The sequence below is a fragment of the Streptomyces sp. NPDC102259 genome, assembly GCF_044766465.1.
Taxonomy (GTDB): domain Bacteria; phylum Actinomycetota; class Actinomycetes; order Streptomycetales; family Streptomycetaceae; genus Streptomyces.
The window spans coordinates 328,228-343,369 of sequence record NZ_JBIWMA010000006.1 but is presented as its reverse complement, the minus strand read 5'-3'; the positions used below and the strand labels follow the sequence as shown (position 1 = coordinate 343,369).

Below are 15,142 nucleotides of genomic sequence, written 5' to 3'. Positions count from 1 at the left end.
GGGAACCATGGTGCCCACCGATCGGATCACCGTCACAGGGGGCACACGATGAAGGACCACGAACGACCGCCGGCCGGTCCGGCCAGGCTCTCCCTCTTCAGGTCCCTCTGGTACCGCTCCCGCAGCGAGGCCCGCGACGACGCGGAGGCGGGCCGTTCCATCACGATGCCCATGCGCATCGGCGCCCCTCCGCTCCAGCAGGTGTTGCGGCGCCTCGCCATGGGCCTGCTGGTGCTGGCCGTCACCACACTGATCGTGTACGCCGACCACGCCGGATACAACGACAACTCGGACGGCGCCGTCAGCCTCCTCGACGCCGCCTACTACGCCACCGTCACGCTCTCCACCACCGGCTACGGCGACATCACCCCGGTCAGTGACACAGCCCGGCTCATCAACATCCTCGTCATCACACCGCTGCGCGTGGTGTTCCTGATCATCCTGGTCGGAACCACCCTGGAGGTGCTCACCGAGCGCACCCGTCAACAGGTCCGCATCCACCGCTGGCGGGCCCGCACCAGCAACCACGTCGTGGTCGTCGGATACGGCACGAAGGGCCGCCACGCGGTGGAGACCCTCGTCGGGCAGGGCATCCCCAAGGACCGGATCGTCATCGTGGACGCCCAGCGCAAGTCCGCGCTCGCCGCCGGCGACGACGGACTGGTGTCGGTGACCGGGGACGCCACCCGCTCCGAGACGCTCCTCAAGGCCGAGGTCCAGACCGCCTCGCGGGTGATCGTCGCCCCGCAACGCGACGACACGGCCGCCCTGGTCACCCTCACCGCCCGACAGCTGAACCGGCGCGCGACGATCGTCGTGGCCGCCCGGGAGGACGAGAACGTACCGCTGCTCAAGCAGAGCGGCGCGGACACCGTGATCACCAGCTCCAGCTCCGCCGGGCGGCTGCTCGGCGTCTCGATGGTCAGCCCAACCGTGGCCAGGACCCTGGAGAACCTGATGACCCTCGGCAACGGCCTGGACCTCATCGAGCGGCCGGTCGGCAAGGCGGAGATCGGCGAGGCGCCACGCAGCTGCGCGGACCTGGTCGTGGCCGTCGTCCGGGGCAAGGAACTGCTGGACTACACCGACCCCCGGCTCACCCGTCTCCAACTGGGGGACCGTGTGATCACGGTCAGCCGAGCCGTCCCGGCGTCCGAGCAGGCATGACGTTTCACGTGAAACCGGGGGCGAGCGGGGGCAAGCCCGCTCGGGCTGTTTCACGTGAAACACGGGTGAATCAGGACCGTTTCACGTGAAACAGGCGTCGATCCCGGCGCTCGCCCACGGCAGGTCGAGGAGCTCGGCCTCCTGACCCGCGCGTGCGCCGCCCGGCGGTACGACGGCGAGGGCATCGGCCGCCGCGATACCCCGCAGCATGGCCGGGCCGTTGTAGTGCAGCGGCACGGCATGGTCGCCCCGCAGGACGACCGGGATCAGCCGGGTGTCGTACGGGTGCCCGTGCGCCGATTGCCGCAGCGGCAGCACGTACGGCTCCGGAGCCGGTCGGGCGGCGAGGGTGCGCAGCAGCGGCTCGGCGAGCGTGAGCAGCCCGGAGACGGCCGCGAGGGGGTTGCCGGGCAGGCCGACGAGGTGCTGGTCCTCCTTGAGGCGGGCCAGCAGCATCGGGTGGCCGGGGCGCACCTTGACGCCGTCGACGAGGAGCTCGGCGTCGAGTCGGCGCAGGATGGGGTGCACGTGATCGACAGGCCCCGAGGCGGTGCCCCCGGTGGTGACGACGAGATCGGCGCCGGATGCGGTGATGGCCTTGTGCAGGGCCTTCGCGTCGTCGCCGAGCCGGCGTACGGAGATGACCTCGGCGCCCAGCGCCCGCAGCCACGGCGGCAGCATCGGACCGAGCGCGTCCCGGATGAGGCCGTCGTGCGGGCGGCCCTCGGTGAGCAGTTCGTCACCCAGGACGAGCACCTCGACCCGGGGCCGGGGGACGGCCGCCAGCGTGTCGTACCCGGCGGCCGCTGCGAGGCCGAGGACGGCCGGGGTCACCACCGCCCCGGCACGCAGCAGCTGATCCCCGTTGCGGCACTCCTGACCCCGCGGGCGGATGTCCTGGCCGTGCTGCATCTCGCGGGTCGGGTGCAGCCGGCCGTTGTCGTCGGTCCGGCCGTGCTCGCTGCGCAGTACCGCGGTGGTGTCCGGGGGGATCCGCGCGCCGGTGGCGATCCGTACGGCCTCGCCGTCGGCCAGGGGCGCGGGCGTCGCGCTCCCGGCCAGCACGCCCTCTTCCCGTACGTGCCAGGGGCCGGGACCGGCGACCGCCCACCCGTCCATCGCCGAGGTGTCGAAGGAGGGCAGGTCGGTGAGGGCCGTCAGCGGGGCGGCCAGAACGAGGCCGAGGGCGTCGCCGAGGGTCACGGAGACGGGGGCGAGGCGGGCGGCGCCGGACCGTGCGGCGCGGGCGGCGATCGTCCGGGCCTCGGGCCAGGAGGTCGCCCGGTGGCGGTGCTCGGCAGCCTCTCCCCGGTGACCGGCCTCCGGGGACGCGGAGGAGGGGAAGGACGAGGAAGAGGAGGACGAAGAGCGGGAGGGGGAGGACGGAGTGCCGTGGCCGCTGCCCTCGCGCTGTGCGGGGCTGTGGCCGCCGGCCGGACGGGCGGTGCCGTTGCCGTCCTTCACGAGGGCGAGCGCCTCCTCGACGTCGAGGTCCTCGGCGTCGAGGCCCTGCCGGGTACCGCGGGCGGTCATCCGGCGTCCGGTCCGGAGCCGCCGGGCTTGTCGGCCTGCCGCTGCCCGGCCTTCTCCTGCGCGGCCTTCTCCTGCCCGGCCTCATCCGCCCAGCGCAGGGCCAGTGCGGCGGCCTTGCGGGCGGCCTCGGCCACGGCTTCGGGGCCTCCCTGGGCCTGCGCGGCCGCATAGCCGACCAGGAAGGTGGTCAGCGGCGCCGCGGGCCTGGCCACCCCGTGGGCGGCGTCGCGGGCGAGGTCGAGGAGGGCGCCGGTGTCGACGTCGAGATCGATGCCCAGCTCGTCCTTGACTGCGGAAATCCATTCATCCAACACGTGGTCATGCTCCCTGATACGTGCCCTGGCGGCGGCGATGTCGTCCCAGGTGTCGCAGTCGAACGAGGCGACCGGGTCGGGGACGCGGGTGAGGTCGAGTCCGGCGGTCAGCCGGCGCAGCGGCAGTCCGGTGAGGCCGCCTTCGCGGGCGGTGAGCACCGCCAGTTCGCGGCGCAGGGCGGCCGTGCGGTACGCGGCGACGAGCGGCTGGTCACGGCCGTCGGCGTCGGTGAGCAGCGCGCCCTCGACCGCACCGGCACGCAGGGCGGTCAGCAGCCGCCGTACGGTGTCCGCCGCGAGGAAGGGCAGATCGGCGGAGAGGACGAGGACGTCGTCCGCCGTGGTGTGGCGCAGTCCCGCGTCGAGCGCGGCGACGGGTCCCGCGCCGGGCGGGTCCTCGCGTGCCCAGCGCACGCGCCGCGCGGTGGGGCGGGGGTCGGCGACGACGACGGTGGTGCGCGCGTCGACGCAGGCGCCGAGCACCCGGTCGAGCAGCGCGCGCCCGCCCACCCGCACGCCCGGCTTGTCGGCGCCGCCGAGCCGGCGGGCGCCGCCACCGGCGAGCACGACGGCGTCGTGGGCGGCGGGCTCGTTCGAGGTCACCCCCCGAGTATGCGGGCCGCCCCGGGGATGCGGGCCCGCCCGATCACGGGAAAGGCGGGAATCACCGGAGCAGGCCCGCAATCACAGGGTGCGCAACAACACCGCCGGCTGTTCCACGCAGTCCGCCACATGGCGCAGGAAGCCGCCGGCCGTTCCGCCGTCGCACACCCGGTGGTCGAAGGTGAGTGAGAGCTGGACGACCTGGCGCACCGCCAGCTCGCCCTCGTGCACCCACGGCTTGGGGATGATGCGGCCGACTCCGAGCATGGCCGCCTCGGGGTGGTTGATGATCGGCGTGGAGCCGTCGACTCCGAACACCCCGTAGTTGTTCAAGGTGAAGGTGCCGCCGGTCAGGTCGGCGGGGGTGAGACGGCCGTCCCGGGCCGCCTCGGTGAGCCGGGCGAACTCCGCGGTGAGTCCCTCGGCGTCCCGGGCGTGCGCGTCGCGGACGACGGGCACGACGAGTCCCCGCTCGGTCTGCGCGGCGAAGCCGAGGTGGACGTGGTCGAACTGGACGACCTCGCGGGCCGCCAGGTCGACGGTGGAGTTGAGCTCCGGGAAGCGGGCCAGCGCGGCGGTGCAGATACGGGCGAGCAAGGCCAGGAGGGAGATCTTCGGCCCGCCGGACGCGTTCATCGCTGCCCGGGCCCGCATCAGTTCCGTCGCGTCGGCGTCCACCCAGCAGGTCGCGTCGGGGATCTCGCGCCGGCTGCGGGAGAGCTTGTCGGCGACGGCGCCCCGCACACCCTTGAGGGGGACGCGGCGGCTTCCGGTGGGAGCGGAGGACCCGGACGGCGACTGTGCCACCTGTTCCCGGGGGACGGCTCCCCGCAGCACCTTCTCCACGTCCGCCCGCAGGATCAGCCCTTCGGGCCCGGAGCCCGTGAGCTCCCGCAGGTCCAGGTTGTTCTCCCGGGCGAGTCTGCGCACCAGGGGGGAGATCACGGGGACGGGGCCCGCGGAGCGGTCGGTCGCCCCGGCCGGGACGCCCGGGAGAGCCGGGGCGGCCGGGAGAACCGGGGCGGGCGCGGCGGCCACTGAAGCGGCGGCTACGGAGGCGGCGGGTTCCGGTCGCGCCGACCGGACCCGGCGCCTGCGCGCGGGTGCCTCCGAGGTGCCGTAACCGACGAGCACGTTGCCCGACCCCTCGGCGCCCTTGGCGCCCTTGGCGGGAACCTCCGGGCCGCCGGAGACCGGCGCGCCGACCGCGACCGTGATCAGCGGGGCGCCGACGGGCAGCTCGGTGCCCTCCTCGCCGAAGCGGGCGGTGACCACACCGCCGTAGGGGCAGGGCACCTCGACCATCGCCTTGGCCGTCTCGACCTCGACGACCGGCTGATCGACGGCGACGACATCGCCGACCTGGACCAGCCAGCGGACGATCTCCGCCTCGGTGAGTCCCTCCCCGAGGTCGGGAAGCTTGAACTCCAGCACCTGTGCCATCAGTTGTCCGCCTCCCACTGCAACCGCGCCACGGCGTCCAGGATGCGGTCGACGCCGGGCAGGTGATGGCGCTCGAGCATCGGCGGCGGGTAGGGGAGGTCGAACCCGGCGACGCGCAGGACCGGTGCCTCCAGGTGGTGGAAGCAGCGCTCCGTGACGCGGGCCGCGATCTCCCCGCCCGGGCCGCCGAAGGAGCCCGACTCATGGACGACGACCGCGCGGCCGGTCCGCCGCACCGAGGCGCAGACCGTCTCGTCGTCGAAGGGCACCAGGGAGCGCAGGTCGACGACCTCGAGGTCCCAGCCCTCGGCGCGCGCCGCCTCGGCGGCTTCGAGGCAGACCGGCACCGACGGCCCGTAGGTGATCAGTGTGGCGCTCCGGCCCGGACGCCGCACCACCGCGCGGCCGATCGGTTCGACACTCTGCGGTTCCTCCGGGTTCCAGGCGTCCTTGGACCAGTACAGGCGCTTGGGTTCGAGGACGACGACCGGGTCGTCGGAGGCGATGGCGGCGCGCAGCAGCCCGTAGGCGTCGGCGACCGTGGCGGGCGTGACGACGTGCAGGCCCGGGGTCGCCATGTAGTACGCCTCGGAGGAGTCGCTGTGGTGCTCGACGCCCCCGATGCCGCCGCCGTAGGGCACCCGGACGGTGATCGGCAGGGGCATACGGCCGCGGGTGCGGTTGCGCATACGGGCGACATGGCTGATGAGCTGCTCGAACGCCGGGTAGGCGAAGGCGTCGAACTGCATCTCCACGACCGGCCGCAGTCCGTACATCGCCATGCCGACGGCCGTGCCGAGGATGCCCGCCTCGGCGAGCGGGGTGTCCGTGCAGCGGTCCTCGCCGAACTCCCGGGCGAGCCCGTCGGTGACCCGGAAGACGCCGCCGAGGGTGCCCACGTCCTCGCCCAGGACGTGCACGGACGGGTCGGCGGCCATCGCGTCCCGCAGTGCGCGGGTGAGGGCCTGCGCCATGGTGGCGGGCTTGAGGGCGACGGTGGTCATCGGTGCGTACCCTCCTGGTCGGCGTGCTCGGCCTCGAGCTCCGCCCGCAGCAGGGCCTGCTGTTCCCGCAGTTGGGGGGTGGGTTCGGCGTACACGTGGGCGAACAGTTCCATGGGGTCGAGGACCGCGTCCTGGTTCATGCGGGCGCGCAGGTCGGCGGCCATCTCCTCGGCGGCGTCCCGCGCGGACTGCTTCGCGTCCTCGTCGAGCAGCCCGCGCGCGGTGAGTTCGCGCTCCAGCAGCTGGATCGGGTCGTGTTCGCGCCAGGTCTCGACCTCGGCGTCGCCGCGGTAGCGGGTGGCGTCGTCGGCGTTGGTGTGCGCCTCGATGCGGTAGGTCACCGCCTCCACGAGGGTGGGGCCGCCGCCCTCGCGGGCGCGCCGTACGGCGTCGGTCAGCACCTCGTGCACGGCGGCCGCGTCGTTGCCGTCGACCAGGCGGCCCGGCATGCCGTACCCGACGGCCTTGTGGGCCAGCGAGGGGGCGGCGGTCTGCTTGGCGAGCGGCACGGAGATCGCGAAGCCGTTGTTCTGCACGAGGAAGACGACCGGGGCCTGCCAGACGGCGGCGAAGTTCAGCGCCTCGTGGAAGTCGCCCTCGCTGGTGCCGCCGTCGCCGACCATGGCGAGCGCGACCACGTCGTCGCCCTTGAGACGGGCGGCGTGCGCGAGGCCCACGGCGTGCGGAAGCTGGGTGGCGAGCGGGGTGCTCAGGGGCGCCACACGGTGCTCGTAGGGGTCGTAGCCGGTGTGCCAGTCGCCGCGCAGCAGGGTGAGGGCCTCGACGGGGTCCACACCGCGCGCGATGACGGCGAGGGTGTCGCGGTAGCTGGGGAAGAGCCAGTCCCGCTCCTGAAGGGCCAGCGCGGCGGCGACCTCGCAGGCCTCCTGACCGGTGCTGGACGGGTAGACGGCGAGTCTGCCCTGCTTGGTGAGAGCGGTGGCCTGGACGTTGTAGCGGCGGCCGCGCACCAGCTGGGCGTACAGCCGGCGCAGCAGCTCCGGGTCGGCCTGTGCGGCCGCGTCGGTGCCGAGGACGCGGTACGGCTCCGCGTCGGGCAGCAGCGGCGTGGGGTCGGTACGGGGCTGCCAGGCCGGCGGCGGCGTCGGCCGATACGCGCCCCGCTGTTCCATGACCGTCATGACGGCACCTCCTCGTGGGGAGCGGCTACGGGAGGCGCGTCGGTTGTGACGAGCGCCTCACCTACCGATTGTTCGGTCGTCGGCACATTTTGGCTACAGGGCCCCTCAGGCTGTGGACAAACGGTTCTCCACAACCTGAGATGGATGCAGTACGTCCATGGCAGGGAGGCAGGGGGACATGGCACCTGAACAAATGGCCGAAGGGCCGGAGAACGGCGCCGCGCCGCCGCCGGGCAACCCTCCGCCACCGACCGGTGCCCCGTCGCCGAGCAGCCCCCCGTCGCCGGGCGGTGCCCCGCCGCCGCCACCGCGTCCGCTGGACGCCATCGATCAGGACATCCTCCAGATGCTCCAGGCGGACGGCCGCGCCTCGATACGGTCGGTCGCCGAGCGGGTCCACGTCTCGCGCGCCAACGCCTACGCGCGGATCAACCGGCTCATCGAGGACGGCGTCATCCGCGGTTTCGGCGCCCGTGTCGACCATGAGCGCGCCGGGCAGGGCACGAGCGCCTACATCACGCTGAAGATCGTGCAGAACTCCTGGCGGACGGTGCGCGAGCAGCTCAGACTGCTGCCCGGCGCCTCCCACATCGCCCTGGTCGGGGGCGATTTCGACGTCCTGCTCCTGGTGCACACGCCGGACAACAGGGCGCTGCGCGAGGTGGTGCTCACCCGGCTCCAGGCGATCCCCGAGGTGCTCAGCACGCGCACGCTGCTGGTGTTCGAGGAGGAGGACCTGGAGCCCCAGGGGTGAGCGCAAGGAAGCCCTACGGGGCCGTGCGCAGCCCCTCGAGGACCAGCCGCACGACGGCGTCGGCGACCTCGCTCTCGACCATCCCGCGGCCGCCCGGCCGGTACCACTCGACGATCGAGTTGATCATCCCGAAGACCAGCCGGGTCGCGAGCCGTACCTCGATGTCGGCGCGTATGTCCCCTTCGGCGGCGGCCGCCTTCAGCAGTTCGGCGACCCGGTGGTCGAAGTCGCGGCGCCGCTCCAGGGCCCACCGCTCGGTGTCGGTGTTGCCGCGCACGCGCAGCAGCAGTGTCACGTACGGCAGTTCGCCGATGAGCACCTCGACCATGCGCCGCACGACGTACTCCAGGCGCTCCGAGGCGTGCCCCACGCGCGCGTGCTCCTCGTCGAGGATCCCGAAGAGGCCGTCCAGGGCCCGGCTGACGGCCCGCCGCAGCAGTTCCTCCTTGCCGGCGACGTGGTGGTAGATCGACGACTTGGAGATGCCGGCCGCCTTGGAGAGGTGCTCCATGGAGGTGCCGTCGTAACCGCGTTCGTTGAAGATCTGGACGGCGACGGAGAGCAGGGTCTCCGGGGTGTACGTGTCGCGCTTGGCGGTGGTCACGAGGCGCCCTCCCGCTTCTCGGTGGCGTAGGAGTGCCGGTAGAGCGCGAGGGACGGCGCGTAGCGGCCCGAGGGGTCGCGCTCGTGCAGGTCGTCCAGGAGGGAGCAGGCCCAGGTACGGCCCAGCCGGCGGCTCCACTCGAAGGGGCCGAGGGGGTAGTTCACGCCCAGGCGCATCGCGGTGTCGATGTCCTCCTCGGTGGCCACGCCCTTGGCCACGGCGTCGTGCGCGAGGTCGACGATCCGCGCGACCGTACGGGCGACGATCATGCCCGGGACGTCACCGATGACGCTGACGTCCTTGCCGAGCGCCTGGAACAGGCCGATCGCCTCGGACATCGTCTGCGTGGAGGTGTCCTGGGAGGCGGACAGGGCGATGCGGGTGGCCTTGCGGTAGTCCAGGGCGAGGTCGAAGTAGACGACGTCCCGGAACTCCACGGAGGTCTGACCGTCGGCGAGGGCGAGCTGGCCGCCGCCGGGCAGCACCAGGCGGGTGCCGTGGTCCTCTTCCTCCTCGCGCACCTGGATGCCCGCCTCGCGGATCAGCGCGAGCAGTTCGGAGGCGGGGCCCAGGTTGCCCTCGGTGACGACGTACGCGGGCGGCTGGGCCTTCTCCGCGGTGTGCGGTTCGGCCGCCTCCGCGGCCCCGGTCCCGGCGGAGTAGTCGTACCAGCCCTGGCCGGTCTTGCGGCCGAGACGGCCCGACTCGACCAGGCGGCGCTGGGCGAGCGAGGGCGTGAAGCGCACGTCCTGGAAGAAGGACCGCCACACGGAGTGCGTGACCGACTCGTTGACGTCCTGTCCGATCAGGTCGGTCAGCTCGAAGGCGCCCATCTTGAAGCCGCCCGACTCGCGCAGGATCGCGTCGATGGTGGCCGGGTCGGCGCCCTGCGCCTCGTAGACGGCGAACGCCTCGGCGTAGAAGGGCCGCGCGATGCGGTTGACGATGAAGCCGGGGGTGTCGGCGCAGGCGACCGGCGTCTTCCCCCAGGAGCGGGCGGTCTCGTACGCGCGCGTGGCCGACGTGACGTCGGTGGCGTACCCGGAGACGACCTCGACCAGCGGCAGCAGCGGAGCGGGGTTGAAGAAGTGCAGGCCGACCAGGCGGCCCGGGTTGCGCAGTGCGCCCCCGACGGCGGTCACCGACAGGGACGAGGTGTTGGTGGCGAGCAGACAGTCCTCGCCGACGACGTCCTCCAGTTGCCGGAACAGCTCCTGCTTGGCCTCCAGCAGCTCCACCACGGCCTCGACGACCAGGGAGCAGTCGGCGAGGTCGGTGAGGCTCTCCGCGGGCCACAGGCGGGCACGTGCCTCGTCCCGGTCGGTGGCGGCGAGGCGGTCCTTCTCGACGAGCCGGTCCAGGCGGGCGCCGATCGCGGCGGCCGCCTCGTGGGCGCGGCCGGGCACGGTGTCGTACAGCCGCACCGGGTGACCGGCGACGAGCGCGACCTGGGCGATGCCCTGGCCCATGGTGCCGGTGCCGACGACGGCCACGGGGCTGCTGAGGTCGAGTGCTGTCATGTGCGCGATCCTCCCGCACTGGGTTTTCCACAGATGCGGCAGGCCCCCTTGTCCCGACCGATCGTTCGGTTACTCTAACCCTGACTGGCTGATCCTGCCCAGGTTTCCGCCAGGTCATGAGCTCGACGGAGAGTTCTCAAGACGAGGAGTTGGTCCCGCATGGCCGCCGCCGAACCGACCGCGCACGCTCTGATCGCCCAGCACCGGCCCACCCTCGACCAGGCCCTGGAAGCGATCCGCACCCGCGCGTACTGGTCCCCGCACCCGGAACACCCCAAGGCCTACGGGGAGAACGGCAGTCTGGACGCCGCGGCCGGCAAGGCCGCCTTCGACGCCGTGCTGCACACCCGCCTCGACCTCGGCCAGCCCGGCACCGACGACTGGGTGGGCGGCGAGGTCTCGCCGTACGGCGTCGAACTGGGCGTGACCTACCCGCACGCGGACGTGGACACGCTGCTGCCCGCCATGCGCGCCGGACAGGGCGCCTGGCGGGACGCGGGCCCGGAAGTGCGCGCGGTGGTCTGTCTGGAGATCCTCAAGCGGATCAGCGACCGGACGCACGAGTTCGCGCACGCGGTCATGCACACCTCCGGCCAGGCCTTCATGATGGCGTTCCAGGCGGGCGGCCCGCACGCACAGGACCGCGGCCTGGAGGCGGTGGCGTACGCGTACGCGGAGCAGGTCCGCACGCCCGGCACGGCGGAGTGGAGCAAGCCCCAGGGCAAGCGCGACCCGCTCGCGATGACCAAGAGCTTCACCGCGGTCCCGCGCGGGATCGCGCTGCTCATCGGCTGCAACACCTTCCCGACGTGGAACGGCTACCCGGGCCTGTTCGCCTCCCTGGCCACCGGCAACGCGGTCCTGGTCAAGCCCCACCCGCGCGCGGTGCTGCCGCTCGCGCTGACCGTGGGCGTCGCCCGCGAGGTGCTCGCCGAGGCGGGCTTCGACCCGAACCTGGTCGCGCTGGCCGCCGAGCGCCCCGGCGAGGGCATCGCCAAGACCCTGGCCACCCGCCCCGAGATCAGGATCGTCGACTACACCGGCTCGACCGCCTTCGGCGACTGGCTGGAGGCCAACGCCCGCCAGGCGCAGGTCTACACCGAGAAGGCCGGCGTCAACACGGTGGTCGTGGAGTCCACGGCGAACTACAAGGGCATGCTCGCCAACCTGGCGTTCTCGCTCTCGCTGTACAGCGGCCAGATGTGCACGACCCCGCAGAACCTGCTGATCCCCCGCGACGGCATCCGCACCGACGACGGCGCGAAGACCTTCGACGAGGTCGTCGCCGACCTCGCCCGCTCGGTCGACGGCCTGCTCGGCGACGACGCGCGCGCGAACGCGCTGCTCGGCGCGATCGTCAATCCGGACGTCAAGGCCCGCCTGGAGGCCGCCGCGGGCCTCGGAGAGGTCGCCCTCGCCTCCCGCGAGGTGAGCAACCCGGAGTTCCCGGACGCGATCGTGCGCACCCCGGTGCTCGTCAAGCTCGACGGGGCGCGGAAGTACTGGGAAGGGGCGGACGACGAGGCCGCCTACATGGGCGAGTGCTTCGGCCCGGTCTCCTTCGCCGTCGCCGTCGACTCCGCGGCCGACGCGGTCGCCCTGCTGCGGCGCACGGTGCGCGAGAAGGGCGCGATGACGGTCGGCGCGTACACCACCGACCCAGAGGTCGAGCAGGCGATCGAGGAGGTCTGCCTGGAGGAGGCCGCCCAGCTGTCCCTCAACCTCACCGGCGGCGTCTACGTCAACCAGACGGCCGCGTTCTCCGACTTCCACGGCTCGGGCGGCAACCCGGCGGCCAACGCCGCCCTCACCGACGGCGCCTTCGTCGCGAACCGCTTCCGGGTGGTGGAGGTCCGCAGGGACGCCTAGGCGTCCGGGCATCTCGACGTCCCGACGTCCCGACGTCTACGGGACGTGCGGTGCGCCCCCGGTGGCACTCCAGTGGTACAGCGTCATGGCCACACTGGTCGCGAGGTTGTAGCTGGAGACCTGGGGGCGCATCGGCAGGGCGAGAAGGTGGTCGGCCCGCGCGCGCAGCTCGGCCGAGAGCCCGCTGCGCTCCGAGCCGAAGGCCAGAAGGGCGTCGTCCGGCAGCTTGACGCCCCGCAGGTCGTCCCCCTCCGGGTCGAGGGCGAACACCGGGCCGGCCGGCAGCTCGTCGACGGCCAGCCGCTCCACGGCGGTCGCGAAGTGCAGCCCCGCCCCGCCCCGCACCACGGTCGGATGCCAGGGGTCGAGCGTGCCGGTGGTGACCACCCCGGTGGCCCCGAAACCGGCGGCCAGCCGGATCACCGCGCCCGCGTTGCCGAGGTTGCGCGGGTTGTCCAGGACCACGACGGGAGTCGCGCGGGGCGCGTGCCCCAGCCGCTCCAGGTTGGCCTCGCGCGAGGGCCGTACGGCCAGGGCGGCGACCGCGGTGGGATGCGGGCGCGGCACCAGGGAGGCGTACGTCGCTTCCGGGACCTCCGTCAGCAGCGCGTCCAGCGCGTCGCGCACGTCCGGGGCGAGTTCGTCGGCGAGGGCGAGCGTCGCCCGCCGGTCGGCGGTGACCGCCACCGGGACCTCGGCTCCGAAGCGCACGGCGTGCTTGAGGGCGTGGAAGCCGTCGAGCAGGACGGAGGCGTCGGCGAGCCGGCGCCACCGGCCGAGCGGATCGGAGCCGGCGGTCACGCGATCGGTCATGCCGTGAACCCTACGCGGGTGTGCTCGGGCTCCTCCTCGCCCCGCGGCTCCTCCCGGGCGGCCGTACGACCGTAGTCGGGGAACATCCCGGCACGCGCGCGTGCCGCCCATCCGCCCACCCGGTGCAGGAAGGTGGTCGGCAGGAAGACGGCGTCCGTCGCGATCATCGCCAGCGAGAAGAACGGCAGCCCGAGCAGCACGGCGATCACCGCGTGCTCCGTCATCATCAGGGCCAGCAGGACGTTCTTCAGCCGCCGGTTAGCGAGCGTGAACGGGAAGGCGACCTGCACGATGACGGTCCCGTAGGTGGCCAGCAGAACCATCGTGCCGCTGCCGGCCAGCAGATCGGCGAGCGCGGGCCAGGGCGAGAAGTAGTCCAGGTGCAGGGGGTAGTACGCGGCGGTGCCGTCCTGCCAGCGCGAACCCTGGATCTTGTACCAGCCGGCCGTCGCGTAGATCAGACAGGCCTCGGCCATGATCACGACCAGGGCGCCGTTGTGCAGGATGTTGCCGATCACGTCGAGCAGGATCCGGGGCTCCGCCGACTTCGTGCGGCGGCCGACGGCCCACCACAGGCCCTGCACGGCCCAGGCCGCCCACAGGAGCGCCGGAACGACCCAGTCGCTGTGGAAACGGCCGGCCACGGTCACCGTGACCAGGACGAACCCGGACACGACCCACAGGACGGGGCCCACTCGGTCCGTGACCCGCTCCCCACGCGCGCGTGCCTCGTGCGCGAGCCGTGCCCGCCGCGCGTCCAGCGACCACACCCGGCCGCACCGCACGAACACCAGGTAGATCGACATCAGGTGCAGGACGTTGTCCCCGCCGTCCCCCATGAAGACACTGCGGTTCTGGAGCGACAGCACGCCGACCATGAACAGCACCGACATCGCGCGGGTGCGCCAGCCGAGGAGCAGCAGCGCGGCGGAGAGCAGCGCGAGCAGGTACACCGCCTCGAACCAGCCCCGTCCGTCCGACCACATCAGGGCCGAGAACGCGCCGTTGGTGTCGATCAACTGCCGGGCCAACTCCCAGTCCCAGGGGCCGTCGGGGCCGTAGAGCTCCTGGCGGTGGGGGAATTCGCGCAGCAGGAACAGCAGCCAGGTGACGCTGAAGCCGATCCGGACCACGGCGCTCTGGTACGGCGCGAGCGCCGACCCGGTGACGCGGGCGATGGCGGCGGACACCTTCAGGGAGATCCGGTTCACCTCGTGCCTCCCTCGGTCTCGCCGTCCGGCACCGACCACCAGGACAACTCGCGGTACACCGGGCTCGTCGACACCTTCTCGGTGCTCCACTTCGGCGGGGTCACGTTGGTGGTCTGCGAACGGACCTGGACGCGCTCGACGACACCGCCGTCACCGGCCGCGCCGCCGCGGTCCAGACGGAGCACCACGATGCGGCGCAGGTACGTCTCGGAGAGGGCCCCGCGCAGGCCGACGGGGCGGTTGCCGTTGTCGTGCGTGGCGGTGAAGAAGTCCCAGGCCCGGCGCAGCTCGTTCTGTTGGGTGTGGCTCGGCACCAGATTGCCGTCGATGGCCCGGCCGTCCTGCGCGGACAGGTCGTACCAGCCGGTGGTCCGGGACCCGCCGTCCGCGCTACGGACCTGGGCCCGGACCTGGACCGCGATGTTCTGCTGAAGCGGGTTCGGCGCGAAGAGCTTCCAGTTCTGCTCGAACTCGGGGTATATCCAGTCGTCGATCGCCTTGCCGTGCGCCTTGGTGACGGTGTTCGACGGGGCGATGTGCAGGAACACCATCCCGACGTGCATGCAGACGGTCACCGCGACGACGGCCAGTGCCAGTGCGGCGCCGACCTGGTAGCGGGGGGAGAGGGCGGCCACACCGGTACGCGCTCCCGTCCGCCGAGGCTCACTCACGTGCCCGGCGGCGGGGTCAGCGACGGGATCGCTCCCGGGACCATCGACGGAGTCGCCTGCGGGATCGCTCCCGGGATCACCGACGAGATCGGCGCGCTCGGCCCGACGAACAGCCTCCGAGTCGGCGGGCTCAGCCCGGGGAGAAATCTCCTGGCCCGCAGGCTCGGCCTGGGGAGAAGGGCCGGAGTCCGCGGTTTCGGCCCGGGAGGCCGCGGGCTCGGGGCTCGAGAGTTCGGTTCGGGGGCGGGGAACGGCGTCCCGGGCGGGCGGCGTCTCCGCCGCCGCCTCCGCTTCCCTTGACGTGTTCGGCCCCTTTGGAGAGCCGGCCCCTCCGTCGTGCACGTCCATTCCGCCCCGTTCCCCGATACCGGTCGTCTTCGCGCTGCGTCGCGCAATCGCGAACGGTACTCAGCCTCACCCGTTCGGCGCAGCCCCCTCCCCGCGGCGCCCGGGCCGGGAAAGGCCGGGGCAGGTTGTCCACAGGGGATGCCCGC

General features: G+C 72.9%; 13 protein-coding genes. 3 read left to right on the top strand and 10 right to left on the bottom strand.

Going from position 1 to position 15,142, the window contains the following annotated elements:
* Positions 1-48: 48 nt before the first annotated feature.
* Complete coding sequence (locus tag ACIRPU_RS17985; RefSeq protein ID WP_403867882.1) at positions 49-1,167, top strand: potassium channel family protein; 1,119 nt, start codon at positions 49-51, stop codon at positions 1,165-1,167.
* Positions 1,168-1,248: 81 nt separating this feature from the next.
* Here ACIRPU_RS17985 and ACIRPU_RS17980 read toward each other — a convergent pair whose 3' ends face one another.
* The 5 genes from ACIRPU_RS17980 to pdhA form a co-directional block, all read right to left on the bottom strand.
* The gene (locus ACIRPU_RS17980) at positions 1,249-2,700 is read right to left on the bottom strand and encodes a molybdopterin molybdotransferase MoeA (RefSeq protein ID WP_403867879.1); all 1,452 of its coding nucleotides are present in this window, start codon (positions 2,698-2,700) and stop codon (positions 1,249-1,251) included.
* Positions 2,697-3,617 carry an NTP transferase domain-containing protein gene (locus tag ACIRPU_RS17975; RefSeq protein ID WP_403867876.1) on the bottom strand — a complete coding sequence of 307 codons (921 nt, stop codon included), beginning with the start codon at positions 3,615-3,617 and terminating at the stop codon, positions 2,697-2,699. Before ACIRPU_RS17975 ends, ACIRPU_RS17980 begins: the two co-directional genes overlap by 4 nt.
* 81 nt (positions 3,618-3,698) lie before the next feature.
* Positions 3,699-5,060, bottom strand: coding sequence for a dihydrolipoamide acetyltransferase family protein (locus ACIRPU_RS17970; RefSeq protein ID WP_403867874.1), 1,362 nt, complete (start codon positions 5,058-5,060; stop codon positions 3,699-3,701).
* On the bottom strand, positions 5,060-6,064 hold the full coding sequence (locus tag ACIRPU_RS17965; protein ID WP_355707909.1) for an alpha-ketoacid dehydrogenase subunit beta: 1,005 nt from the start codon (positions 6,062-6,064) through the stop codon (positions 5,060-5,062). Before ACIRPU_RS17965 ends, ACIRPU_RS17970 begins: the two co-directional genes overlap by 1 nt.
* Positions 6,061-7,206, bottom strand: coding sequence for a pyruvate dehydrogenase (acetyl-transferring) E1 component subunit alpha (gene pdhA / locus ACIRPU_RS17960; protein WP_403867871.1), 1,146 nt, complete (start codon positions 7,204-7,206; stop codon positions 6,061-6,063). The genes ACIRPU_RS17965 and pdhA overlap by 4 nt, the downstream gene beginning before the upstream one ends.
* A 178-nt stretch (positions 7,207-7,384) precedes the next feature.
* Here pdhA and ACIRPU_RS17955 point away from each other — a divergent pair, with 178 nt between their 5' ends.
* Entirely contained in the window at positions 7,385-7,960 is a 576-nt protein-coding gene (locus tag ACIRPU_RS17955; protein ID WP_403867868.1) for an Lrp/AsnC family transcriptional regulator, read from the top strand.
* Positions 7,961-7,973: 13 nt separating this feature from the next.
* On the opposite strand, the gene ACIRPU_RS17950 is transcribed toward ACIRPU_RS17955, so the two are convergent.
* Together ACIRPU_RS17950 and ACIRPU_RS17945 are read right to left on the bottom strand one after the other, a co-directional pair.
* Positions 7,974-8,564: a TetR/AcrR family transcriptional regulator gene (locus tag ACIRPU_RS17950; protein WP_355707915.1), complete on the bottom strand. Its 591-nt coding sequence runs from the start codon at positions 8,562-8,564 to the stop codon at positions 7,974-7,976.
* Positions 8,561-10,084 (bottom strand): 3-hydroxyacyl-CoA dehydrogenase, encoded by a 1,524-nt coding sequence (locus ACIRPU_RS17945; RefSeq protein WP_384118130.1) that lies wholly within the window; start codon positions 10,082-10,084, stop codon positions 8,561-8,563. The genes ACIRPU_RS17950 and ACIRPU_RS17945 overlap by 4 nt, the downstream gene beginning before the upstream one ends.
* Before the next feature lie 159 nt (positions 10,085-10,243).
* Here ACIRPU_RS17945 and paaN point away from each other — a divergent pair, with 159 nt between their 5' ends.
* Entirely contained in the window at positions 10,244-11,953 is a 1,710-nt protein-coding gene (gene paaN, locus ACIRPU_RS17940) for a phenylacetic acid degradation protein PaaN (protein ID WP_403867865.1), read from the top strand.
* A 36-nt stretch (positions 11,954-11,989) separates the two neighbouring features.
* On the opposite strand, the gene ACIRPU_RS17935 is transcribed toward paaN, so the two are convergent.
* Genes ACIRPU_RS17935 through ACIRPU_RS17925 form a run of 3 tightly spaced genes read right to left on the bottom strand, consistent with a single transcriptional unit; the run spans position 11,990 to position 14,996 of the window.
* The gene (locus ACIRPU_RS17935; protein WP_403867862.1) at positions 11,990-12,766 is read right to left on the bottom strand and encodes a TrmH family RNA methyltransferase; all 777 of its coding nucleotides are present in this window, start codon (positions 12,764-12,766) and stop codon (positions 11,990-11,992) included.
* Positions 12,763-13,977: an HTTM domain-containing protein gene (locus ACIRPU_RS17930; protein WP_403867859.1), complete on the bottom strand. Its 1,215-nt coding sequence runs from the start codon at positions 13,975-13,977 to the stop codon at positions 12,763-12,765. The genes ACIRPU_RS17935 and ACIRPU_RS17930 overlap by 4 nt, the downstream gene beginning before the upstream one ends.
* Positions 13,974-14,996 carry a DUF5819 family protein gene (locus ACIRPU_RS17925; protein ID WP_403867856.1) on the bottom strand — a complete coding sequence of 341 codons (1,023 nt, stop codon included), beginning with the start codon at positions 14,994-14,996 and terminating at the stop codon, positions 13,974-13,976. The genes ACIRPU_RS17930 and ACIRPU_RS17925 overlap by 4 nt, the downstream gene beginning before the upstream one ends.
* Positions 14,997-15,142 lie beyond the last annotated feature (146 nt).

Bases quoted from the DNA above. Each gene is read 5' to 3' on its own strand.
- ACIRPU_RS17985 (WP_403867882.1), top strand. From the start codon at position 49: ATGAAGGACCACGAACGACCGCCGGCCGGTCCGGCCAGGCTCTCCCTC.
- ACIRPU_RS17980 (WP_403867879.1), bottom strand. From the start codon at position 2,700: ATGACCGCCCGCGGTACCCGGCAGGGCCTCGACGCCGAGGACCTCGAC.
- ACIRPU_RS17970 (WP_403867874.1), bottom strand. From the start codon at position 5,060: ATGGCACAGGTGCTGGAGTTCAAGCTTCCCGACCTCGGGGAGGGACTC.
- ACIRPU_RS17965 (WP_355707909.1), bottom strand. From the start codon at position 6,064: ATGACCACCGTCGCCCTCAAGCCCGCCACCATGGCGCAGGCCCTCACC.
- pdhA (WP_403867871.1), bottom strand. From the start codon at position 7,206: ATGACGGTCATGGAACAGCGGGGCGCGTATCGGCCGACGCCGCCGCCG.
- ACIRPU_RS17955 (WP_403867868.1), top strand. From the start codon at position 7,385: ATGGCACCTGAACAAATGGCCGAAGGGCCGGAGAACGGCGCCGCGCCG.
- ACIRPU_RS17945 (WP_384118130.1), bottom strand. From the start codon at position 10,084: ATGACAGCACTCGACCTCAGCAGCCCCGTGGCCGTCGTCGGCACCGGC.
- paaN (WP_403867865.1), top strand. From the start codon at position 10,244: ATGGCCGCCGCCGAACCGACCGCGCACGCTCTGATCGCCCAGCACCGG.
- ACIRPU_RS17935 (WP_403867862.1), bottom strand. From the start codon at position 12,766: ATGACCGATCGCGTGACCGCCGGCTCCGATCCGCTCGGCCGGTGGCGC.
- ACIRPU_RS17925 (WP_403867856.1), bottom strand. From the start codon at position 14,996: ATGGACGTGCACGACGGAGGGGCCGGCTCTCCAAAGGGGCCGAACACG.